General features: G+C 65.7%; 23 protein-coding genes. 17 read left to right on the forward strand and 6 right to left on the reverse strand.

Annotated features, from left to right (window positions below):
- The first annotated feature begins 1 nt into the window (after position 1).
- The 13 genes from ctaD to ACQR1F_RS23175 all read left to right on the forward strand — a co-directional run bounded on the left by ctaD (position 2) and on the right by ACQR1F_RS23175 (position 12,258).
- Positions 2 to 1,615, forward strand: a complete 1,614-nt coding sequence (gene ctaD / locus ACQR1F_RS23115) for a cytochrome c oxidase subunit I (RefSeq protein ID WP_316218188.1) — start codon at positions 2 to 4, stop codon at positions 1,613 to 1,615.
- 143 nt (positions 1,616 to 1,758) lie between these two features.
- Positions 1,759 to 2,697 carry a heme o synthase gene (locus ACQR1F_RS23120; RefSeq protein WP_316218189.1) on the forward strand — a complete coding sequence of 313 codons (939 nt, stop codon included), beginning with the start codon at positions 1,759 to 1,761 and terminating at the stop codon, positions 2,695 to 2,697.
- Between the two features lie 20 nt (positions 2,698 to 2,717).
- Positions 2,718 to 2,894 (forward strand): CoxF protein, encoded by a 177-nt coding sequence (locus ACQR1F_RS23125; RefSeq protein WP_315801539.1) that lies wholly within the window; start codon positions 2,718 to 2,720, stop codon positions 2,892 to 2,894.
- Between the two features lie 34 nt (positions 2,895 to 2,928).
- Positions 2,929 to 3,561, forward strand: a complete 633-nt coding sequence (locus ACQR1F_RS23130) for a cytochrome c oxidase assembly protein (RefSeq protein WP_315801762.1) — start codon at positions 2,929 to 2,931, stop codon at positions 3,559 to 3,561.
- An 87-nt stretch (positions 3,562 to 3,648) separates the two neighbouring features.
- Positions 3,649 to 4,506 carry a cytochrome c oxidase subunit 3 gene (locus ACQR1F_RS23135; RefSeq protein ID WP_315801538.1) on the forward strand — a complete coding sequence of 286 codons (858 nt, stop codon included), beginning with the start codon at positions 3,649 to 3,651 and terminating at the stop codon, positions 4,504 to 4,506.
- A 166-nt stretch (positions 4,507 to 4,672) separates the two neighbouring features.
- Complete coding sequence (locus tag ACQR1F_RS23140; protein WP_315717920.1) at positions 4,673 to 5,062, forward strand: DUF983 domain-containing protein; 390 nt, start codon at positions 4,673 to 4,675, stop codon at positions 5,060 to 5,062.
- A 334-nt stretch (positions 5,063 to 5,396) separates the two neighbouring features.
- Complete coding sequence (locus ACQR1F_RS23145; protein WP_434913932.1) at positions 5,397 to 6,155, forward strand: SURF1 family protein; 759 nt, start codon at positions 5,397 to 5,399, stop codon at positions 6,153 to 6,155.
- Positions 6,156 to 6,301: 146 nt separating this feature from the next.
- The gene (locus tag ACQR1F_RS23150) at positions 6,302 to 6,781 is read left to right on the forward strand and encodes a MerR family transcriptional regulator (protein WP_316237326.1); all 480 of its coding nucleotides are present in this window, start codon (positions 6,302 to 6,304) and stop codon (positions 6,779 to 6,781) included.
- The gene (locus ACQR1F_RS23155) at positions 6,708 to 7,139 is read left to right on the forward strand and encodes a carboxymuconolactone decarboxylase family protein (protein ID WP_315801534.1); all 432 of its coding nucleotides are present in this window, start codon (positions 6,708 to 6,710) and stop codon (positions 7,137 to 7,139) included. Before ACQR1F_RS23150 ends, ACQR1F_RS23155 begins: the two co-directional genes overlap by 74 nt.
- A gap of 934 nt (positions 7,140 to 8,073) precedes the next feature.
- A complete protein-coding gene (gene thrC / locus ACQR1F_RS23160; protein WP_434913933.1) occupies positions 8,074 to 9,489 on the forward strand; it encodes a threonine synthase in 1,416 nt (471 codons plus the stop codon).
- Positions 9,489 to 10,778 (forward strand): M16 family metallopeptidase, encoded by a 1,290-nt coding sequence (locus tag ACQR1F_RS23165; RefSeq protein WP_434913934.1) that lies wholly within the window; start codon positions 9,489 to 9,491, stop codon positions 10,776 to 10,778. Before thrC ends, ACQR1F_RS23165 begins: the two co-directional genes overlap by 1 nt.
- 132 nt (positions 10,779 to 10,910) lie before the next feature.
- The gene (locus ACQR1F_RS23170) at positions 10,911 to 11,498 is read left to right on the forward strand and encodes a GNAT family N-acetyltransferase (protein WP_316181937.1); all 588 of its coding nucleotides are present in this window, start codon (positions 10,911 to 10,913) and stop codon (positions 11,496 to 11,498) included.
- A 142-nt stretch (positions 11,499 to 11,640) separates the two neighbouring features.
- Positions 11,641 to 12,258, forward strand: a complete 618-nt coding sequence (locus ACQR1F_RS23175; RefSeq protein ID WP_315801760.1) for a hypothetical protein — start codon at positions 11,641 to 11,643, stop codon at positions 12,256 to 12,258.
- A 106-nt stretch (positions 12,259 to 12,364) separates the two neighbouring features.
- Here ACQR1F_RS23175 and ACQR1F_RS23180 read toward each other — a convergent pair whose 3' ends face one another.
- The 5 genes from ACQR1F_RS23180 to ACQR1F_RS23200 form a co-directional block, all read right to left on the reverse strand.
- On the reverse strand, positions 12,365 to 12,856 hold the full coding sequence (locus ACQR1F_RS23180; RefSeq protein WP_315801532.1) for a F0F1 ATP synthase subunit B family protein: 492 nt from the start codon (positions 12,854 to 12,856) through the stop codon (positions 12,365 to 12,367).
- Positions 12,856 to 13,431, reverse strand: coding sequence for a F0F1 ATP synthase subunit B family protein (locus ACQR1F_RS23185; RefSeq protein WP_315801531.1), 576 nt, complete (start codon positions 13,429 to 13,431; stop codon positions 12,856 to 12,858). The genes ACQR1F_RS23180 and ACQR1F_RS23185 overlap by 1 nt, the downstream gene beginning before the upstream one ends.
- Before the next feature lie 28 nt (positions 13,432 to 13,459).
- Complete coding sequence (locus ACQR1F_RS23190) at positions 13,460 to 13,687, reverse strand: F0F1 ATP synthase subunit C (RefSeq protein ID WP_006615622.1); 228 nt, start codon at positions 13,685 to 13,687, stop codon at positions 13,460 to 13,462.
- 40 nt (positions 13,688 to 13,727) lie between these two features.
- Positions 13,728 to 14,471 carry a F0F1 ATP synthase subunit A gene (locus ACQR1F_RS23195; RefSeq protein ID WP_316181934.1) on the reverse strand — a complete coding sequence of 248 codons (744 nt, stop codon included), beginning with the start codon at positions 14,469 to 14,471 and terminating at the stop codon, positions 13,728 to 13,730.
- A gap of 87 nt (positions 14,472 to 14,558) precedes the next feature.
- The gene (locus tag ACQR1F_RS23200; protein ID WP_315801529.1) at positions 14,559 to 14,936 is read right to left on the reverse strand and encodes an AtpZ/AtpI family protein; all 378 of its coding nucleotides are present in this window, start codon (positions 14,934 to 14,936) and stop codon (positions 14,559 to 14,561) included.
- Positions 14,937 to 15,223: 287 nt separating this feature from the next.
- Between ACQR1F_RS23200 and ACQR1F_RS23205 the strand changes: the two genes are divergently transcribed.
- The 3 genes from ACQR1F_RS23205 to ACQR1F_RS23215 all read left to right on the forward strand — a co-directional run bounded on the left by ACQR1F_RS23205 (position 15,224) and on the right by ACQR1F_RS23215 (position 16,996).
- Complete coding sequence (locus ACQR1F_RS23205) at positions 15,224 to 15,847, forward strand: 2-hydroxychromene-2-carboxylate isomerase (RefSeq protein ID WP_434874870.1); 624 nt, start codon at positions 15,224 to 15,226, stop codon at positions 15,845 to 15,847.
- 102 nt (positions 15,848 to 15,949) lie between these two features.
- The gene (locus ACQR1F_RS23210; RefSeq protein ID WP_315801527.1) at positions 15,950 to 16,504 is read left to right on the forward strand and encodes a hypothetical protein; all 555 of its coding nucleotides are present in this window, start codon (positions 15,950 to 15,952) and stop codon (positions 16,502 to 16,504) included.
- 24 nt (positions 16,505 to 16,528) lie between these two features.
- Complete coding sequence (locus ACQR1F_RS23215) at positions 16,529 to 16,996, forward strand: secondary thiamine-phosphate synthase enzyme YjbQ (protein ID WP_315801526.1); 468 nt, start codon at positions 16,529 to 16,531, stop codon at positions 16,994 to 16,996.
- A gap of 106 nt (positions 16,997 to 17,102) precedes the next feature.
- Here ACQR1F_RS23215 and ACQR1F_RS23220 read toward each other — a convergent pair whose 3' ends face one another.
- Positions 17,103 to 18,773 (reverse strand): MFS transporter, encoded by a 1,671-nt coding sequence (locus ACQR1F_RS23220; protein ID WP_315801525.1) that lies wholly within the window; start codon positions 18,771 to 18,773, stop codon positions 17,103 to 17,105.
- Positions 18,774 to 19,126: 353 nt separating this feature from the next.
- Between ACQR1F_RS23220 and ACQR1F_RS23225 the strand changes: the two genes are divergently transcribed.
- Entirely contained in the window at positions 19,127 to 19,801 is a 675-nt protein-coding gene (locus tag ACQR1F_RS23225; RefSeq protein ID WP_434913935.1) for a response regulator, read from the forward strand.
- The last annotated feature ends 230 nt before the right edge of the window (positions 19,802 to 20,031 follow it).

Consider the following 20,031-nt stretch of genomic DNA (forward strand, 5'->3'; position numbering starts at 1 on the left):
AATGGCGACGAACGTAGCGACCCATGCAGGCCATGACGATCACGCGCACGACCACCCGACCGGATGGCGGCGCTGGATCTATTCGACCAACCACAAAGACATCGGCACGATGTATCTGATCTTCGCGGTGTGCGCCGGCATCATCGGCCTCGCCATGTCGGTCGCGATCCGCATCGAGCTGATGTATCCGGGCGTGCAGCTCTTTCACGAGAACCACACCTACAACGTGTTCGTGACCTCGCATGGCCTGATCATGATCTTCTTCATGGTCATGCCGGCGATGATCGGCGGTTTCGGCAACTGGATGGTGCCGCTCATGATCGGCGCGCCGGACATGGCGTTCCCGCGCATGAACAACATCTCATTCTGGCTGCTGCCCGCCTCGTTCGCGCTGCTCCTGACTTCGACCTTCGTCGAGGGCGAGCCCGGCGCCAACGGCGTCGGCGCCGGCTGGACCATGTATGTGCCGCTGTCGACCTCGGGCCATCCCGGACCGGCGGTGGATTTCGCGATCCTGTCGCTGCACCTTGCCGGTGCGTCGTCGATCCTCGGCTCGATCAACTTCATCACCACCATCTTCAACATGCGCGCGCCGGGCATGACCCTGCACAAGATGCCGCTGTTCGTGTGGTCGATCCTGGTGACGGTGTTCCTGCTGCTGCTGTCGCTGCCGGTGCTCGCCGGCGCCATCACCATGATGCTGACCGATCGCAATTTCGGCACCACCTTCTTCGATCCGGCCGGCGGCGGTGATCCGGTGCTGTTCCAGCACCTGTTCTGGTTCTTCGGCCATCCGGAAGTGTACATCCTGATCCTGCCCGGCTTCGGCATGATCAGCCAGATCGTGTCGACCTTCTCGCGCAAGCCCGTGTTCGGCTATCTCGGCATGGCCTACGCCATGGTCGCGATCGGCGGCATCGGCTTCGTGGTGTGGGCGCACCACATGTACACGGTCGGCATGTCCTCGGCGACGCAGGCCTATTTCGTCGCCGCCACCATGGTGATCGCGGTGCCCACCGGCGTGAAGATCTTCTCCTGGATCGCCACGATGTGGGGCGGCTCGATCGAGTTCCGCGCGCCGATGCTGTGGGCGGTGGGCTTCATCTTCCTGTTCACGGTCGGTGGCGTCACCGGCGTCGTGCTGGCGAACGCCGGCGTCGACCGCGTGCTGCAGGACACCTATTACGTCGTCGCGCACTTCCACTACGTGCTGTCGCTCGGCGCGGTGTTCGCCATCTTCGCGGGCTGGTACTACTGGTTCCCGAAGATGTTCGGCTACATGTACAACGAGACCATCGCCAAGGCGCACTTCTGGGTGACCTTCATCGGCGTGAACCTCGTGTTCTTCCCGCAGCACTTCCTCGGCCTGTCGGGCATGCCGCGCCGCTACATCGACTATCCCGATGCCTATGCCGGCTGGAACCTGGTCTCGTCGATCGGCTCCTACATCTCGGCCTTCGGTGTCCTGATCTTCATCTATGGGGTGGTCGACGCCTTCATGCGCAAGCAGCAGGCGGCGAACAATCCGTGGGGACCGGGCGCGACGACCTTGGAATGGACCCTGTCCTCGCCGCCGCCGTTCCACCAGTTCGAGGTGCTGCCGAAGGTGCAGTAACCCTGCTCTCGCGATGCGGCGCCGATCCGGCGCCGCATCGATGTCCGCCGGCAGCGCGCTCGACGGCGCGCCGTCGGGATCCTTGAAGCGAGGTGCTGACGCGACATGCGTCGGGGCCGTTTGAATTGAAGTCTGGATTCGTCGTGTCGGTCATTGATCAGAACGCCATTGCCGTCGGCCCGCGGATTTCCGAGGCCGATGTCGGCGATTATCTCGCGCTCCTCAAGCCGCGGGTGATGTCGCTCGTGATCTTCACGGCGCTGATCGGTCTGCTCATCGCTCCGGGCCATTTCCACCCGGTGCTCGCCATCACCTCGCTGCTGTGTATTGCGGTCGGGGCCGGCGCCTCCGGCGCGCTCAACATGGCGCTGGAAGGCGACATCGACTCGCTGATGTCGCGCACCGCCAACCGTCCGATCCCGCGCGGCCGCGTCACCCGCCAGGAAGCGCTGGCCTTCGGCATCACGCTGTCGTTCTTCTCGGTGCTGACGCTCGGCATCCTCGTCAACTGGTTCGCCGGCGCCCTGCTCGCCTTCACCATCTTCTTCTACGTCGTCGTCTACACGCTTTGGCTGAAGCGCTGGACCGCGCAGAACATCGTCATCGGCGGCGCCGCCGGCGCCCTGCCGCCGGTGGTCGCCTGGGTGTCGTCCACCGGATCGATCGCGCCGGAGCCGCTCTGGCTGTTCCTGATCATCTTCTTCTGGACCCCGCCGCATTTCTGGGCGCTGGCGCTGTTCCGCAGCGATGACTACGCCCGCGCCGGCGTGCCGATGCTGCCGGTGGTCGCCGGCCCGGACGCGACCCGGCTGCAGATCCTGCTCTACACCATCGTCCTGGTGGCGATCGCGGCTGCGCCGTGGCCGCTCGGCTATTTCGATGCCGTCTACGGCGTCGTCTCGCTGGCGCTCGGGGCCGGCATGCTGTGGCTCGCGGTCGAGGTGTTCCGCAAGCGCGAGCGCAGCGCCTCGCTTCGCGCCAACCGCAAGCTGTTCGCCTTCTCGATCCTTTATCTGTTCGTGCTGTTCGCGACGCTCGGACTCGAAGCGGTCGCGCGCATGATCGCGCCGCTGATCTGGTAAGGGGCGCGAGACTGGAAAACATGGCGACCACGATGGCGGATCGAAACGAGTCAGAGGGCATCGTCCTCACCGAGGCGCAGCTGCGCAGCCGGCGCCGCCGCTCGATCGCGATCGCGCTCGCGCTCGGCGTGCTGGTGGTGCTGTTCTTCGCGGTGACCATGGTGAAGGGTCCCGCGGTGCTGAATCGGCCGATGTAGAGACGCGATGCAGGACGGGACGAAGCAGACCGCGATGGAGACAACCGACCAGAACGTTCCGGCGACCGCGCCGGCCGCGCCGCGCCGCGGCCTCAGCCGCGATGCGCTGGTCGGCGGCATCTGCGGCGCCGTCGCGGTGCTGATGGTGGGCGCGGCCTATGCCGCCGTGCCGTTCTACAACTGGTTCTGCCGCGCCACCGGCTTCAACGGCACCACGCAGGTGGCGACATCAGCGCCATCCGCGGCGCCGCTGGCGCGCCGGATCTCCGTGCGCTTCGACTCCAATGTTGCCGGCGGTCTGCCCTGGAAGTTCGAGCCGGAGAAGACCGAGATCGATGTCGCGATCGGCGAGGTGGTCACGGTCTACTACAAGGTCACCAACGAGGCGGCGCGCACCACCATGGCGCAGGCGGCCTACAACGTGTCGCCGCTGACATCAGGCGCCTACTTCCAGAAGATCAACTGCTTCTGCTTTACCGAGCAGACCATGGCGCCGGGCGAGACCCGCGAGATGGCGGTGGTGTTCTACGTCGATCCGGCGATAGCAGCCGATCACGAGAACGACAGCTTGAAGACGATCACGCTGTCATACACCTTCTATCCCGTCCGCGACACGCCGAAGCCGGTCGCTGCGGGCGAGCCGGACAAGCCGCGGGGCAGCCTATGACTGTGCGGAAATCCGATATCCGGGGACCATCGCTGTTGAACGACACCGTGCCGGCGCGACCGGCATCGATCTGGGGAGAGACTTGCCATGGCTGAGGCGCACGCCAAGCATCACGACTACCATCTCGTCGATCCGAGCCCTTGGCCGTTCGTCGGCTCGGTCTCGGCCTTCATCATGGCGTTCGGCGCGATCGGCTGGATGCACAAGATGTACGGCGCCGCGCCGATCGTGTTCGGCATCGGCACCATCGGCGTGCTCTACACCATGGCGAGCTGGTGGGGCGACGTCATCAAGGAAGCGCAGTACAAGGGCGACCACACCCGCGTGGTGCAGCTGCATCACCGCTACGGCATGATCCTGTTCATCGCCTCCGAGGTGATGTTCTTCGTCGCCTGGTTCTGGGCCTATTTCAATGCCGCGCTGTATCCGAACTACGAGGTGCAGGCGACCCGCGACGCCCTGTTCGGCGGCGTCTGGCCGCCGAAGGGCATCGAGACCTTCGATCCCTGGCATCTGCCGCTGCTCAACACGCTGATCCTGCTGACCTCGGGCACCACGGTGACCTGGGCGCACCACGCGCTGCTCGAGGGCGACCGCAAGGGCCTGAAATACGGCCTGATCCTCACCATCCTCCTGGGTGCGACCTTCACCTGCGTGCAGGCCTACGAGTACAGCCACGCGACGTTCTCGTTCGCCGGCCACGTCTACGGCTCGACCTTCTTCATGGCGACGGGCTTCCACGGCTTCCACGTCCTGGTCGGCACGATCTTCCTGATCGTCTGCCTGGCGCGCGCCTATGCCGGCCACTTCACGCCCAAGCAGCATCTCGGCTTCGAGTTCGCCGCCTGGTACTGGCACTTCGTCGACGTGGTCTGGCTGTTCCTGTTCATCTGCATCTACGTCTGGGGCCACGGCGCCGAGGCGATGGCCCACGGCGCGCACTGAAGCCGGCGCGCACCGGTTCCGTCGAACGTGCTAAGAAGGGGCGGCCGTCGGGCCGCCCTTTCTCGTTTGCGGCGGCGCCCGGCGGTTGATCGAAATGTGATCCGCCGTCGCCGCCTCCGGTTGTATCACCAGGGGGCGCCGCCCGGCCGCCCAGGGGCAAGACACCATGACCACGCATCCGCCCGTCACTTTGGCCCAGACCGTCCTGCGCGGGCTCGCCTGCCGCTGCCCGCGCTGCGGCCAGGGCAAGCTGTTCGACGGCTTCCTCAACCTGCGCAAGCGTTGCGAAGCCTGCGATCTCGACTATGCCTTCATCGACACCGGCGACGGTCCGGCGATCTTCATCATGATGCTTGCCGGCGCCATCGTGGTCGGCGCCGCCCTGATCGTCGAGGTGAAGTATCAGCCGCCGTTCTGGGTCCATGCCGCGCTCTGGGGGCCGCTGATCCTGGTGACGACGCTGCTGCCGCTGCGCGCGATGAAATCGCTGCTGATCGCCCTGCAATTCCACCACAAGGCCGCCCCCGGCCGTTTGGTGGACAAGACGCCGCGATGAACGGTCCGAGTTCCGCGGAGCGGCGCTCCGGTTTTGAAGCGCTGCTCAGGTCCTGCCGTTGCGGTCTGTCTCCCCGGACATGGGTCAAGCCGCTTCCGGACGCAGAAGAAAAGGTAAGCCCTCGCCGCAAACACGCTGCGCTCCCTCCCCCCTTGTGGGGGAGGGTTGGGGAGGGGGGTAGCCTCAACGGCAGTCTTTGCTGGGGCACCCCCACCCCCAACCCCTCCCCGCAAGGGGGAGGGGAGCGCACTGTCCGCGCGGTGAAAGCGGGAGGCTATCTCACGCGTGTGGACACCATCGAACTCAAGCCGGCGCGCAGCGTCGGAGTCGCCGCATGACCTCCGCCCGTCCCACCACCTCATCCCGCGCCTTCGCCGCCTTCACCTTCGTCATGGTCGCACTGTTCATCGGCCTCGGCGTCTGGCAATTGCAGCGCCGCGCCGAGAAGCATGCGCTGATCGCCGCGCTGACCGATCGCGTCGCTGCCGCACCCGCACCGCTGCCCCCGCCGAGCGACTGGCGCACGCTCACGCCGGAGCGCGACGAATTCCGCCGCGTCAGCTTCACCGCGACCTATGCAAAGCTGCCGGATGCGATGGTCTACAGCGCCGGCTCGGCCGTGCGCGAGGACGTCTCCGGGCCGGGCACCTGGGCGTTCCTCCCCGCGCGCCTGCCGTCTGGCGAGACCATCGTGATCGACGCCGGCTTCGTCGCCAACACGATGCAGGAGCGCAGCATCCAGGATCGCCAGGTCGGCAAGCTCGTCACCGGCGAGCCCGTGACTTTCACCGGCTATCTGCGCTTTCCCGAGGCCGCCGGCCTGCTCACCGCGGCCGAGAGCCGCGACAAGCGGCTGTGGTTCACGCGCGACCATCGCGCGATGGCCAGGACGCTCGGCTGGGGCGAGGTCGCGCCGTTCTACATCGACCTTGAAACGCCGGTGCCGGACAACGGCATCCCAAAACCCGGTCCGCTGTCGCCGCATCTGCGCGACGAGCACATGCAATACGCGGTCACGTGGTTCTCACTGGCCGCGGCGCTGATCGCCGCCTTCGCGGTATGGGCGAGGGGACGACGCGCGGCGAACCGATGACCCGTAGCCCGCATGAGCGCAAGCGACATGCGGGACCGGTGCCGACCCGCATGTACCTTGGCCACGCTGCTGGCAAAACGGCGCTTGACTTAGAGCGCGCTCGAACCCGTAGCCTGCCTGGCGTCGTGAATGGAGATAAAGCGCGCATGAAGATCGGCGAGCTGGCGAGGCAGTCGGGGCTGACGCCCCATACGATCCGCTACTACGAGCGGATCGGGCTGCTGCCCAGGGCCGATCGCGATCATGCCCGCCAGCGGGACTACGACGCATCGATCCTGACCTGGATCGAATTCCTCGGCCGCCTCAAGGCCACGGGAATGCCGATCCGGGACATGCTGCGCTACGCCGAGCTGCGCGCGGGCGGCGCTGCCACCGAGCCGGAACGATGCCGGCTGCTGGAGCGTCATCGCGAGGCGGTCCGGGCGCGCGTCGCCAGCCTGCAGGATTGCCTTCTCGTTCTCGACGGCAAGATCGCCGGTTATGCCGGCAGCAGCGAGAGGACGAACGATGATGACGCGATCAACGCCCAGCCAAGCCACGACGACGAGCCCGATGCCGGGCGCCACGCCATCCGGCGCCAACACCGATCAGGATCGGCTGGCGCGCGGCCGGCGCGCGCTCGATAGCATCGACGGCGAGGCCGGCCACAATGTGATCGCGGCGCTCGCCGACATCGCGCCGGACTTCGCCACCTACGTGATCGAGTTTCCGTTCGGCGACATCTATTCACGCCCCGGCCTCGATCTGCGCAGCCGCGAGATCGCGACCATCGCGGCGCTGACCGCGCTCGGCAATGCCAGCCCGCAGCTCAAGGTTCATATCCATGCTGGCCTCAATGTCGGCCTCAGCCGCGACGAGATCACCGAAGTGATCATGCAGATGGCGGTCTATGCCGGCTTCCCCGCCGCGCTCAACGGATTGTTCGCAGCCAAGGCGGTGTTTGCCGAGGCCGACGCGAAGGCCGGTGAGGCCGCCTCGGTTTGATTAGCGGGCTACGCACCGCGCCTCGCCACCGCGATCGTCGCGATTCTGCCCCGAGTCGCCCGACAGGCTATTCGCAACGGCATGAGCTGGCGTCCGATATCAAGAATTCGGCCGCGCCGGAAAACTGATTATGTAAGCATCCTCAACGCGCTGATGAGTTCAGCATCGACCGGCGGCAATTTTTTACTTTCATTTTTTCCGAAATCATGGTTGTCTCTTCCCATTCCGCCTCGCCAGCGAGGGACGTACGCGTCGTCACGGACGTTGAGGTGGGATGCGATGGACGGGTCGGCTGCAACTGACGAGTGCGGCCGGCACGGACGGCGAAGTCGCGTGGTCCTGATACCCCGACGCTGGTATCAAGTTGGCGCTGGTGCCGATGCATCGCGTCGATGACGGTGGCCAAAAAGCCCGGTGCACCGAGGAGAGCGCGTATAAGTCGTAAGCCATCGCGCAGGGAAGGCCGGGTCGCTCTGGCTGAACCTGTGGTTCCTGCCCCGTGCATTCTTGTTCGCACGGGGGCCACGGGCCTCAGTCGAGGTCCGGCCTTCCCTGCGCCCTCCGTTTCCGGAGGGACGAGATTCCGCAAAGCTCGGGTGCCGATCGCGCCGCGAGGATAAGAAGCTGTGTCTTGCGGGCCGGGGCGCCGCCTCCACCGCCGCCATGCCCGAAGGCGGGGATCCAGTAGGCCGCGGCAGTGCGGTTGACCATGGTCGCCACGGCGTACTGGGACGGAGCACCTTCGTGTGCTGCCACCCCGCGCCGGCGTCCGTAACGCCGCCGTAACCCGGAGCCGCGACCATTGCTGTGCCAACAACCGGTTTCGCCCACGGGCCAAAACCATTATGGTGCCGGACCATGTTGCCGCCGGGCGGTTCCGATTTCGAATTCAATCAACGGGTTATGGCCTAGTGACGCAGGTCAGGAGAGCGGTTTGACGCGCTATGTTTCGACCCGCGGGGAAGCCCCCGCGCTCACCTTCTGCGATGTGATGCTGACCGGGCTCGCCCGTGACGGCGGCCTGTACGTGCCCGAGACCTGGCCGCAGCTGACGCCGGCGACGATCGCGTCGTTCTTCGGCCGGCCCTATTGGGAGGTCGCCGTCGAGGTCATCAAGCCGTTCGTCGCCGGCGAGATTTCCGACGAGGAGCTCGGCCGCATGGCCAACGAGGCCTATGCGACCTTCCGTCACCCCGCCGTGGTGCCGCTCGACCAGACCGCACCGCATCAGTTCGTGCTGGAGCTGTTCCACGGCCCGACCTTGGCGTTCAAGGACGTGGCGATGCAGCTGATCTCGCGGCTGATGGACCACGTGCTGGCCAAGCGCGGCGAGCGCACCACCATTGTCGTGGCGACATCAGGCGATACGGGGGGCGCCGCGGTCGAGGCCTTCGCCGGCCGCGACAATGCCGACCTCATCGTGCTGTTCCCGCATGGCCGCATCTCCGAGGTGCAGCGGCGGATGATGACCACGTCGGGGGCATCCAATGTCCACGCGCTGGCGATCGAGGGTCATTTCGATGACTGCCAGGCGATCGTGAAGGGCCTGTTCAACCATCACGGCTTCCGCGATTCGGTGAAGCTGTCCGGCGTCAACTCGATCAACTGGGCGCGCGTCGTCGCCCAGGTGGTCTACTACTTCACCTCGGCGGTCGCGATCGGCGCGCCGCACCGCGCCGTCGACTTCACCGTGCCCACCGGCAATTTCGGCGACATCCTCGCCGGCTATGTCGCCAAGCGCATGGGCCTGCCGGTGCGGACCTTGCGCGTCGCGACCAACGTCAACGACATCCTCGCCCGGACGCTGACGACCGGCATCTACGAGGTGCGCGAAGTGCATGCGACGGCTTCGCCCTCGATGGACATCCAGGTGTCGTCGAATTTCGAGCGGCTGCTGTTCGAAGCCGGCGGCCGCGACGCCGGCACCGTGCGGCGGCTGATGGACGGCCTCAAGCAGTCCGGCCGCTTCGTGCTGCCGGATGCGATGCTGGCGGCGATCCGCGCCGATTTCGATGCCGGACGCGCCGACGAGACCGAGACCGCCGCTGCGATCCGCGCCGCCTTCCGCGAGGCCGGCGATCTCGTCGATCCGCATACGGCGGTGGCGCTGGCGGTGGCCGATCGCGACGGAACGGATCTGTCGGTGCCGAACATCGTGCTGTCGACGGCGCATCCCGCCAAATTCCCCGACGCGGTCGAGGCCGCCTGCGGGATGCGGCCGCATCTGCCGGCGTGGCTCGAAGGGCTGATGAGCAAGCGCGAGGACATCAGGATCATGCGGAACGACCAGGCCGAGGTGGAGAAGTTCATCCGCTCGGTCAGCCGGGCCGCCAAGCAGGGAATTGCATGATGGGTGTGGAAGTCACCAAGCTGCCGACGGGGCTGACGGTCGTCACCGACACGATGCCGCATCTGGAGACGGCCGCGCTCGGGGTCTGGGCCGGCGTCGGCGGCCGCGACGAAAAGCCGGATGAGCACGGCATCTCGCATCTGCTCGAGCACATGGCATTCAAGGGCACGACGACGCGCAGCGCCCGCGAGATCGTCGAGACGGTTGAGGCCGTCGGCGGCGATCTGAATGCCGGGACCTCGACCGAGACCACGGCCTATTACGCCCGCGTGCTGAAGGCCGACGTGCCGATGGCGCTCGACGTACTCTCCGACATTCTCGCCAATCCGTCGTTCGTGCCGGAGGAGCTGGAGCGCGAGAAGAACGTGATCGTGCAGGAGATCGGCGCGGCACAGGATACGCCTGACGACGTCGTGTTCGAGCATCTCAACGAGCTGTGCTTTCCGGACCAGCCGATGGGCCGCTCGCTGCTCGGCACCGCCAAGACGCTGGAGGCGTTCGATCGCGACAAGCTGCACGGCTATCTGTCGACGCATTACCGCGGCCCCGACATGGTGGTCGCCGCCGCCGGTGCCATCGACCATCAGCGGGTGGTCGAGGACGTGACGAAGCGCTTTGCGAGCTTCAATGGCGGCGAGGGGCCGAAGCCGCTGCCGGCGGCGTTCGGCAAGGGCGGCTCGCGGGTCGTGCATCGCGATCTCGAGCAGGCGCATCTGACGCTTGCGCTCGAGGGCGTGCCGCAGGCCGACCCGTCGCTGTTCTCGCTGCAGGTGTTCACCAACATCCTCGGCGGCGGCATGTCGTCCCGGCTGTTCCAGGAGGTGCGCGAGAACCGGGGGCTCTGCTACTCCGTCTACACGTTCCACGCGCCCTACAGCGACACGGGGTTCTTCGGCCTCTACACCGGGACCGATCCGGCCGACGCCCCCGAGATGATGGAGGTCGTGGTCGACATCATCGGCAATGCGGTGGAGACCCTGAGCGAGGCCGAGGTCGCCCGCGCCAAGGCGCAGATGAAGGCCGGGCTCTTGATGGCGCTTGAGAGCTGCAGCGCCCGTGCCGAGCAATTGGCGCGGCATATCCTGGCCTATGGCCGGCCGCAGACCTTGCAGGAGATGGTCGCCAAGATCGAGGCGGTCAGCGTCGAGAGCGCGCGCGATGCGGCGCGGGCGCTGCTCGCACGCAGCAAGCCGGCGGTCGTCGCGCTCGGCACCGGCAGGGGTCTGGACACGGCGGTCACTTTCGCCGAAGGTCTGACCGGTTCGCGATCGAAGGCCCAACTGCACTGAGCGTGGTTCGGCTCGGTGCGGTCCGCGCGCATTTGAATCTCGCCAGATCTTGGCCTTGGAGATCTCGGCATTGGAGATCTGGGGTGGGTCGGAGCAGGCTTCGACCCGGAAAGAGCAGGGGGAGCATCACAGATGGCCCTGTTTCGCTTGCCATCCAACGGACCGGCTGCGCTGGCTCCGCGCGGCCAGGGCCTGCTGCTGCGTGCGCCGCAGATGGCCGATTACGCGCAATGGGCGCGGCTGCGCGAGATCAGCCGCGACTATCTCACGCCGTGGGAGCCGATCTGGCCGTCCGACGACCTGACGCGCTCCGGCTTCCGCCGCCGGCTGCGCCGCTATGCCGAGGACATCTCGGCCGACCGGTCCTATCCGTTCATCGTCTTCCGCGAGCAGGATGGCGCCATGCTCGGCGGCATCACGCTCGCCAATGTCCGCCGCGGCATCGTTCAGGCCGGCACCATCGGCTACTGGATGGGGCAGCCGTTCGCGCATCATGGCTACATGACGGCGGCGCTGCGGCTGCTGCTGCCGACCCTGTTCGGCGAGCTCAATCTGCACCGGGTCGAGGCGGCCTGCATCCCGACCAATATGCCGTCGATTCGCGTGCTGGAGAAATGCGGCTTCACCCGCGAGGGCCTGGCGCGTCGCTACCTCTGCATCAACGGGGTCTGGCAGGACCACTATCTCTACGGCCTGCTGCACGAGGATTTCCGGGGGTAGCAATCGTGATCGTGATTGCCGCGGGAGAGGCCGATCGGGGCTGGTTCCGGGCTCTGAAATGGGTATAGACGCCTTGGCTGGGCGACCGAGTTGCCGGGGATATCAGACGATGCGAGAGACGAGCGTGATCAGGGCTGGGACGTTGGCAGCCGTGCTGCTGGCCTTGGGAGCCGCGAGCGCGGCGCCGCCGGCCGCCGCCCAATCGCTGACCGACCGCTTCAAGAGCCTGTTCGGCGGCGGCTCCGACGACAAGGGGCAACAGAATCTGCCCGCCAGCGGCGGACCGCCGGTCGATCCGACCGATGGCCTGACCTGTCCGCCGGTCAATATTCGCGCCGGCGCCTCGACCTACGCCGTGGCCGCGCCCGGCAAGCAGGCGGTCGGCAACGACGTCCGGTTCCAGGCGTCGATCACCAAGACCGCGCGTGAATGCAATCTCAACGGGGCCGAGATCACCGCCAAGATCGGCATTCAGGGGCGCATCGTCGCCGGCCCCGCGGGCGCGCCGGCGAGCGTCGACATTCCGATGCGCATTGCCGTGGTCCAGGGCGGCATCGGCGAGAAGGTGATCGCGACCAAGTCGTATCGCACCACGGTGCAGATGACCGAGGACGGCAGCGTGCCGTTCACGATCGTCGCCGAGGACATGGTCTATCCGGTGCCGCCGCCCGGCGCGAATGCCGACAATTACGTCTTCTACATCGGCTTCGACCCGCAGGCCCTGACCCCGGAGCGGCCGCACGGCAAGAAGCGGAGGTGACGATTGCCGTCGCGCGAAGCGGTCGCCGGAGAGTGTGAATAGCAAAAGGCCGGTGCGATGGGATCGCACCGGCCTTTTGAAGATGATGGATGAGATGGGCTGCCGCTCAGTTCAGCTTGCGGCCGACTTCGGCGATGCCCTTGGCGACGAGGTCTTCGCCAAGAGCGCCCTTGACCGACTGAGACAGCACGGTCGCTGCCGCCTGGACGGCGGCCTCCGCCGCAGCGGACCTGACGTCGGCGAGAGCCTGGGCTTCGGCGAGGGCGATCTTGCCCTCGGCGGCCTTGGTGCGACGGGCGACGAAGTCTTCCATCTTGGCCTTGGCCTCCGCCGCGATGCGCTCGGCTTCCGCCTTTGCGCTGGTGACGATCTCCTCGGCCTCACGCTCGGCGCTGGCGCGGCGGGTCTTGTAATCGGCGAGCACCTTGGCCGCCTCTTCCTTGAGCCGCTTGGCCTCCGCGAGCTCGTTCCTGATGCGCTCGGCGCGGTGGTCGAGCGCCGTCAGGACCATGCGGTGGACACCGAGATAGGCGAACAGGCCCATCAGGATCACGAAGGCGATCGCGACCCAGGTTTCCGGATCAGCAAGCAAATGCATCAGGCTGTTCCCTTCAACGATGCATCCACCGCAGCCTCGACCGTCTTGGCTGCGGGGGCCTTGCCGGTGAGCTGCTTCACGATCGCGCTGGCTGCATCTGCGGCGATGCCGCGGACATTGCTCATTGCGGTCGTGCGCGTGGTGGCGATGGATGCCTCAGCCGCCGCGAGCTTGGCTGCGAGGCTGTCTTCCAGCGCCTTGCGCTCGGCGTCCGAAGAGGCCGCGAGCTTCTCGCGGGTCTCGGCTCCGATCGCCTGGGCACGGGCACGAGCCGTCGCCAGCTCGCTCTCATATGCCTTCATCGCGGCTTCGGATTCATCCTTCAGCCGCTGCGCTTCAGCCAGATCGCCGTCGATTGACTTCTGGCGGGCGTCGATGACGGCCCCGACCTTCGGCAGCGCCACACGCGAGACGATCACGTACAGCGCCACGAAGGCGATCACCAGGGAGACGATCTGGGAGGGAAAGGTTTCCTTCGAGAACGGAGGGAAACCATGCCCGCCATCGGCCTCCGTATGGGCGCTTGCGGTGCCCTTGGCCTCGCCACCCTTGGCTTCGCCATGACTTTCAGCCACGGGCTTCTCCTGTCCGGCTCAGGCCGTCTTAGACGGCGTACAGCAGGAGCAGCGCGATCAGCAGCGAGAAGATGCCGAGCGCTTCGGTCACCGCGAAGCCGAAAATCAGGTTGCCGAACTGGCCCTGGGCGGCCGACGGATTGCGCAGAGCGGCCGACAGGTAGTTGCCGAAGATGATGCCGATGCCGGCACCCGCGCCACCCATGCCGATGCAGGCAATGCCCGCGCCAATGTACTTCGCTGCAACCGGATCCATGAAACGAACTCCTTTGAGGGGTTTGGTAGAGAGGGCCGGATCAGTGGCCCGGATGGATAGCATCGTTGAGATAGATGCAGGTGAGGATCGTGAAGACGTAGGCCTGGAGGAACGCGACCATCAGCTCGAGGCCGGTCAGCGCGACCGTGAGGCCGAGCGGCAACAGCGCGCCGACCTTGCCGACGAAGCCGAGCGCACCGAGCATGGTCACGAAGCTCGCGAACACCTTCAGGGTGACGTGGCCGGCCAGCATGTTGGCGAACAGACGGACGCTGTGCGAGATCGGACGGGAGAAGAAGGAGATGATTTCGATCACGACCACCAGCGGCAGGATCACCGCGGGGATGCCGGAGGGGACGAACAGCTTAAAGAACTTCAGGCCGTTCTTGTAGAAGCCGTAGATGATGACCGTCAGGAACACCAGCAGCGCCAGCGCGAAGGTGACGATGATGTGGCTGGAGACGGTGAAGGTGTAGGGGATGATGCCGACGATGTTCGAGACGAAGATGAACATGAACAGCGAGAACACCAGCGGGAAGAACGTCATGCCGTGCGAGCCGGCGCTGGTTCTGATGGTGTTGGCGACGAATTCGTAGGACAGCTCGACCACCGACTGGAACCGGCCCGGCACGAGCGCGCGCCCTGCGGCCATCATCATGACGGCGATCAGCACGACCGCGAGCAGCATGTACGCGGACGAATTGGTGAAGGCGATCTCCTGATTGCCGATGTGGCCGATCGTGAAGATCTTGTTGAGGTGGAATTGATGGATCGGATCGATCATCCGCGTGGCGTCTCAGTTGTTCACCGGCCACGCCGGCGCTTTGCAATTCACTCGTTGGTCTTCCGCGCGAGGTCTTCCGCGCATGTCTCACTGGCGGGGCCTGTCGGGAGCTATGCCTGCGGATCTCACCACGTTCAACACGCCGGCCGCGAAGCCGAGCAGGAAAAACACGATGAATCCAAAGGGCGATGTCGACAGCAAGCGGTCGAAGCCCCAGCCAAGCACCGCACCGACGAGGACACCGGCGATCAACTCGGAGGACAGTCGCAGGCCACGCGCCATGGCCGAAGCCCGGGCTGCAGTGTCACCGCCGCCGTTTCCAGGTTGATCAGCCCCGATCTTTCGGCCGTCGCGAAATTCGGACAACCGTTGGTCGAGACTTCCGAGCCTTGCGGAAAGCGCAACCTCATCGGGCGACTTGTCGCGATCCCCGTGTCCGCCGCTCTCGTTCGTGCCATCCGCCATGTGCTTATCCGCCATGTGTGGAGACCCGATCCGTTGCCGCGAGTGTCAGGAAATAGCGCCCCATCGCCCTTTAAAGCCGCGCGGACCATACTGACCGCATCCCCCCAAGTCAAGATTGCGTGTTGAACTGTTAGATGCCTGATTCTGCTCGTCTTCTCGGCTTTTTCGTCAGATCGGTCGCGCGTGTCACCGCGCCGCATCAACAGTGTTCTGTGCAACTGCGATCTTGCCCCTGTCAGGGCCCTCTGATCCGATGTCGCTGAACTCCAACCAGCACGGGAACCCGCATGTCGCGCCAGATCGATTACTATTTCTCGCTGCAGTCGCCATGGGCCTATATCGGCCACCGGCTGTTCCGCGACATCGCCGCGAGCCACGGCGCGAGCGTCAACCTCAAGCCGGTCATGCTGGTGGATCTGTTCGCCGAGACCGGCGGGCTTCCGCTGGCCAAGCGCCATCCGGCGCGGCAGCGCTATCGCATCGTCGAGCTGAAGCGGTGGCGCGACAAGCGCGGTCTCGATTTCCACATCCAGCCGAGCAACTGGCCGTTCAATGCCCGGCTCGCCGACGGCGTCGTCATTGCGGCGCAGCAGGGCGGCCTCGATCCGGAGCCCTATCTGCAGCGCGCCTTCCCGGCCATCTGGGAGCAGCAGCTCAATCTTGCGGATGCCGAGGTGATCGCCGGCCTGGCCGATGCAGCCGGACTGCCGGGCCGCGATCTCGTGACGCAGGCGGCGAGGGACGTGGTCGGGGCGGCCTACGAGCAGAACCGGCAGGACGCGATCGCGGCCGACGTGTTCGGCTCGCCGGCCTACGTGCTGGATGGCGAGATGTTCTGGGGGCAGGACCGGCTCGAACTGCTGGCGGACGCGTTGAAATCCGGTCGCTCCGCCTATACGTCCGAAACATAGGTGCGGCCTGTGGCAGCGGATCGCACCTGAGGCAACGTCATGGCCGCGACACAATGTCGGCGTGCATGGCGGCGGTTGCGAATGCGCCTGGGAGAGCCAGCCATGAGTCTCACGAAGCCCTACCGGCCGCCGCTCCTCGCGCTGCTGGCGTTAAGCTGCCTGGGCGGAGAGGCGTTTGCGGTCGAGGACACAACGCCTGACGGCGACAAGGGACGCTACACGATGTCGACGACATCGGACGGCGTGATCCGGCTCGATACCAAGACCGGTGCGGTCTCGATGTGCAACAACAGCGGTGGATCGGGCTTTGCCTGTTACGCGGTGCCTGATGAGCGCGCCGCGCTGGACGCCGAGATCGGCCGTCTGCAGGCGGAGAATGAAAAGCTCAAGGGCCAGCTCGCGTCGCGCGACCAGAGCATCTCCGGCAAGATCGACGAGCCGCTGCCGAAGGACCAGGCGCTGCCCAAGTCCGATCAATTGAAGAAGGCGGAGCCTCGAGCCGGAGAGTCGAAGTCTGCTGACGGAACGCGAAAGCTCGAGATCCCGCTGCCCAGCGACCAGGACATGGACCGCATGATGGGGTTCCTCGAGCAGGCGTGGCGGCGGCTGCTCGACATGGCGACGCGGGTGCAGAAGGACGTCTCGGGCAGGATCTGAGACCGCTTCGAGGAGGCTGCATCCATGTCGGCACGATCGGCCTCGCGCACGGCACCTTCGGTTGTTGCGATCGATACGGTGGTGACGTCGATTCTGACGGTGCAGACTTCGGGCCGCGGCTTCACCGATCTCACGCGCGAGGTCGAGGCATTCCTGCGTGAAGTCTCCGCCAGGGAAGGCGCGGTGACCCTGTTCGTTCGCCACACCTCGGCGTCGCTGACGATCCAGGAGAATGCCGATCCCACCGTGCTGCACGATCTCACCACGGCGCTGGCGCGGCTGGCGCCGGAGGATGCCGGCTGGGTGCACGACACCGAGGGGCCCGACGACATGCCGGCGCACATCAAGACCATGCTGAGCTCGGTCTCGCTGCAGGTGCCGGTGCAGGACGGCCGCATGATGCTCGGCACCTGGCAGGCGCTCTATCTGATCGAGCATCGCGCGCGTCCGCATCGGCGCGAGCTGGTGTTGCAGTTCATCGGCGCGGCCTGAGGCCATAAAGAGAAAATCCGTGGGTCTGAAATGCGGAACGGCCGCGGAGTGATCCGCGGCCGTTCGCTCGGAGGAGATGCGGGCGGAGGTGCTGCCCGCGTCCTGATCAGTGCTGCTGGATGTCGACGTCCTTGGTCTCCGGCAGGAACAGGAAGCCGACGACCGCCGTGATCACCGCGAAGAAGATCGGGTACCACAGGCCGGCATAGATGTCGCCGGTCGAGGCCACGATCGCGAAGGCGGTTGCCGGCAGCAGGCCGCCGAACCAGCCGTTGCCGATGTGGTAGGGCAGCGACATCGAGGTGTAGCGGATCTTGGTCGGGAACAGCTCGACCAGCATCGCGGCGATCGGGCCGTACACCATGGTGACGAAGATCACCAGGATGAACAGCAGGCCGATGATCGCGGCGACCTGCGGACGGAAGACGTCGAACGGATGCGCCATCTTCACGATCGACGGATCGCCCGCCTTCGGATAGCCGGCCTGGCCGATCGCGGCTGTCAGCGCCGGGTTGCTGGTCTTCGCATCGGTGTAGGGCACTTCCTTTCCGTTGAAGGTGACCTTCACGCCGGAGCCGGCCGGACCATAAACGGTCGAGTACTTGACCGAGGACTGGGCCAGGAAGGCGCGGGCGGTGTCGCAAGGCGCGGTGAAGACGCGGGTGCCGACCGGGTTGAACAGATCGCCGCAGCCGGCGGGATCAGCCACCACTTCCACCTTCGTCGCCTCGATCGCCTTCTCCAGCGCCGGGTTGGCGTTGGTGGTGATCATCTTGAAGATCGGGAAGAAGGTCAGCGCCGCGATCAGACAGCCGCCCATGATGATCGGCTTGCGGCCGATCTTGTCGGACAGCATGCCGAACACGATGAAGAAGCCGGTGCCGAGCAGCAGCGACCAGGCGATCAGCAGGTTGGCGGTGTAGCCGTCGACCTTCAGGATCGATTGCAGGAAGAACAGCGCGTAGAACTGGCCGGTGTACCAGACCACGCCCTGGCCCATCGTGGCGCCGATCAGCGCCAGCAACACGATCTTGGCGTTGCCCCAGTTCGCGAACGCTTCCGTCAGCGGCGCCTTCGAGCTCTTGCCCTCGTCCTTCATCTTCTGGAACACGGGCGATTCGTTCAGGCGCAGACGGATCCAGACGGAGACGCCAAGCAGCAGCACCGAGACCAGGAACGGAATGCGCCAGCCCCATTTGGCGAAGTCGGCCTCGCCGATGATGGTGCGGGTGAACAGGATGACCAGCAGCGACAGGAACAGGCCCATCGTCGCCGTCGTCTGGATGAAGGAGGTGTAGTAGCCGCGCTTGCCCATCGGGGCGTGCTCGGCGACATAGGTCGCGGCACCGCCATACTCGCCGCCGAGCGCGAGGCCCTGCAGCAGGCGCAGGCCGATCAGGATCACCGGCGCCGCGAAGCCGATGGTCGCGGCGTTCGGCAGCAGGCCGACGATGAAGGTCGACAGGCCCATGATCAGGATCGTGACCAGGAAGGTGTATTTGCGGCCGACGATGTCGCCGATGCGGCCGAACACGATGGCGCCGAACGGACGCACCAGGAAGCCGGCGGCGAAGGCGAGCAGTGCGAAAATGTCGCGGGTGGCCGGCGGATAGTCGCTGAAGAACTGCGCGCCGATGATCGAGGCCAGCGACCCGTAAAGATAGAAGTCGTACCACTCGAAGACGGTGCCGAGAGAGGAGGCCAGAATGACGAAGCGTTCGTCCTTCGTCATGCCTCCAGCTCTCGCTTGTGTGGCTACCATTGTTGACATCGGCATTCGCTCCCCATGATTGTTGTGATGATGGCTTTCGCCTCCGCATGCCGGACTTGGACGGCGCAGGTCGCGGAGACCTTGCTCTTCAGTAACATTGCAGTGAAACCCGCCCCAATACGACTTTCGGCTCTGCCCTCTGCGGCGCGCGGGAAAGATGGGGACATTGCGGCGGATCAAGTTCGCTGAGCGGCCGTCGCGCTATCGATGTTGCGTTGCACAAGGTTCGGATTAACCGCCTTCCCTGCAAGTGGAATTGGACGCTTGCATGCAACCGGTGGCCGGGCGAGTATTTTACGGAAAACCGGGCGCGTGCAGTTGCAGCATGTCGTCGGTCTCGCAAGGTCAAGTCTGGATTCATGGCGGCTGCCAGCACTCATCTCGTCATTGCCGATGATCACCCGTTGTTCCGCAATGCCTTGCGGCAGGCAGTCGCGAGCGTGCTCGCGGAGGCCGTGGTCGACGAGGCCGGCTCGTTCGAGGACCTCACCGCTTTGCTGGAAAAGGATTCCGAGGTCGATCTGGTGCTGCTCGACCTCACCATGCCCGGCATCTCCGGCTTCTCGGGCCTGATCTATCTGCGCGCGCAATATCCGGCGATCCCGGTCGTCATCGTGTCGGCGAGCGACGACGGCGCGACGATCCGCCGCTCGCTCGATTTCGGCGCCTCCGGCTTCATCCCGAAGCGGTTCGGCGTCGACACCTTGCGCGATGCCATCAAGAAGGTGATGGACGGCGAGGTCTGGGTGCCGCCCGACACCGACTTGGCCGCCGGCGCCGATCCTGAAATGACCAGGCTGCGCGACCGCCTGGTCACCTTGACCCCGCAGCAGGTGCGCGTGCTGATGATGCTGTCGCAGGGCCTGCTCAACAAGCAGATCGCCTACGAGCTCGGCGTCTCCGAGGCGACCATCAAGGCGCACGTCTCGGCCATTCTGCAGAAGCTCGGCGTCGAGAGCCGGACCCAGGCGGTGATCGCGGCCGCGAAGATCGCGGGGAGTGCGTGGCGGCAGGACGTGTCGACGGGGAAGTGACGGTCGCATCGCGCTAGGTAGCGTCACCCCGGGCAGGCTGCTGTGCGGCGGCCACGTGTGATTGCCAAACGAGCTTTCAATTGGTTTGCTCGTCATGCGCGGGCTTGTCCCGCGCATCCACGTCGCGCATCGTGCGCCGAAATGCGTGGATGGCCGGGACAAGCCCACGGCTGTCCGGTTCAGCTTCCGCATATTGCGAGGCTCAACTGTTGTGGGTTTTTGGCAAGTTG

The organism is Bradyrhizobium sp. HKCCYLS3013 (assembly GCF_051167615.1).
GTDB lineage: Bacteria > Pseudomonadota > Alphaproteobacteria > Rhizobiales > Xanthobacteraceae > Bradyrhizobium.

Bases quoted from the DNA above. Each gene is read 5' to 3' on its own strand.
- ACQR1F_RS23145 (WP_434913932.1), top strand. From the start codon at position 5,397: ATGACCTCCGCCCGTCCCACCACCTCATCCCGCGCCTTCGCCGCCTTC.
- ctaD (WP_316218188.1), top strand. From the start codon at position 2: ATGGCGACGAACGTAGCGACCCATGCAGGCCATGACGATCACGCGCAC.
- ACQR1F_RS23180 (WP_315801532.1), bottom strand. From the start codon at position 12,856: ATGCATTTGCTTGCTGATCCGGAAACCTGGGTCGCGATCGCCTTCGTG.
- ACQR1F_RS23205 (WP_434874870.1), top strand. From the start codon at position 15,224: ATGTCGCGCCAGATCGATTACTATTTCTCGCTGCAGTCGCCATGGGCC.
- ACQR1F_RS23165 (WP_434913934.1), top strand. From the start codon at position 9,489: ATGGGTGTGGAAGTCACCAAGCTGCCGACGGGGCTGACGGTCGTCACC.
- ACQR1F_RS23210 (WP_315801527.1), top strand. From the start codon at position 15,950: ATGAGTCTCACGAAGCCCTACCGGCCGCCGCTCCTCGCGCTGCTGGCG.
- ACQR1F_RS23155 (WP_315801534.1), top strand. From the start codon at position 6,708: ATGCCGGGCGCCACGCCATCCGGCGCCAACACCGATCAGGATCGGCTG.
- ACQR1F_RS23190 (WP_006615622.1), bottom strand. From the start codon at position 13,687: ATGGATCCGGTTGCAGCGAAGTACATTGGCGCGGGCATTGCCTGCATC.
- ACQR1F_RS23215 (WP_315801526.1), top strand. From the start codon at position 16,529: ATGTCGGCACGATCGGCCTCGCGCACGGCACCTTCGGTTGTTGCGATC.
- ACQR1F_RS23195 (WP_316181934.1), bottom strand. From the start codon at position 14,471: ATGATCGATCCGATCCATCAATTCCACCTCAACAAGATCTTCACGATC.
- ACQR1F_RS23140 (WP_315717920.1), top strand. From the start codon at position 4,673: ATGACCACGCATCCGCCCGTCACTTTGGCCCAGACCGTCCTGCGCGGG.
- ACQR1F_RS23135 (WP_315801538.1), top strand. From the start codon at position 3,649: ATGGCTGAGGCGCACGCCAAGCATCACGACTACCATCTCGTCGATCCG.
- ACQR1F_RS23225 (WP_434913935.1), top strand. From the start codon at position 19,127: ATGGCGGCTGCCAGCACTCATCTCGTCATTGCCGATGATCACCCGTTG.
- ACQR1F_RS23125 (WP_315801539.1), top strand. From the start codon at position 2,718: ATGGCGACCACGATGGCGGATCGAAACGAGTCAGAGGGCATCGTCCTC.
- ACQR1F_RS23170 (WP_316181937.1), top strand. From the start codon at position 10,911: ATGGCCCTGTTTCGCTTGCCATCCAACGGACCGGCTGCGCTGGCTCCG.
- ACQR1F_RS23220 (WP_315801525.1), bottom strand. From the start codon at position 18,773: ATGCCGATGTCAACAATGGTAGCCACACAAGCGAGAGCTGGAGGCATG.
- ACQR1F_RS23200 (WP_315801529.1), bottom strand. From the start codon at position 14,936: ATGGCGGATGGCACGAACGAGAGCGGCGGACACGGGGATCGCGACAAG.
- ACQR1F_RS23150 (WP_316237326.1), top strand. From the start codon at position 6,302: ATGAAGATCGGCGAGCTGGCGAGGCAGTCGGGGCTGACGCCCCATACG.
- ACQR1F_RS23130 (WP_315801762.1), top strand. From the start codon at position 2,929: ATGGAGACAACCGACCAGAACGTTCCGGCGACCGCGCCGGCCGCGCCG.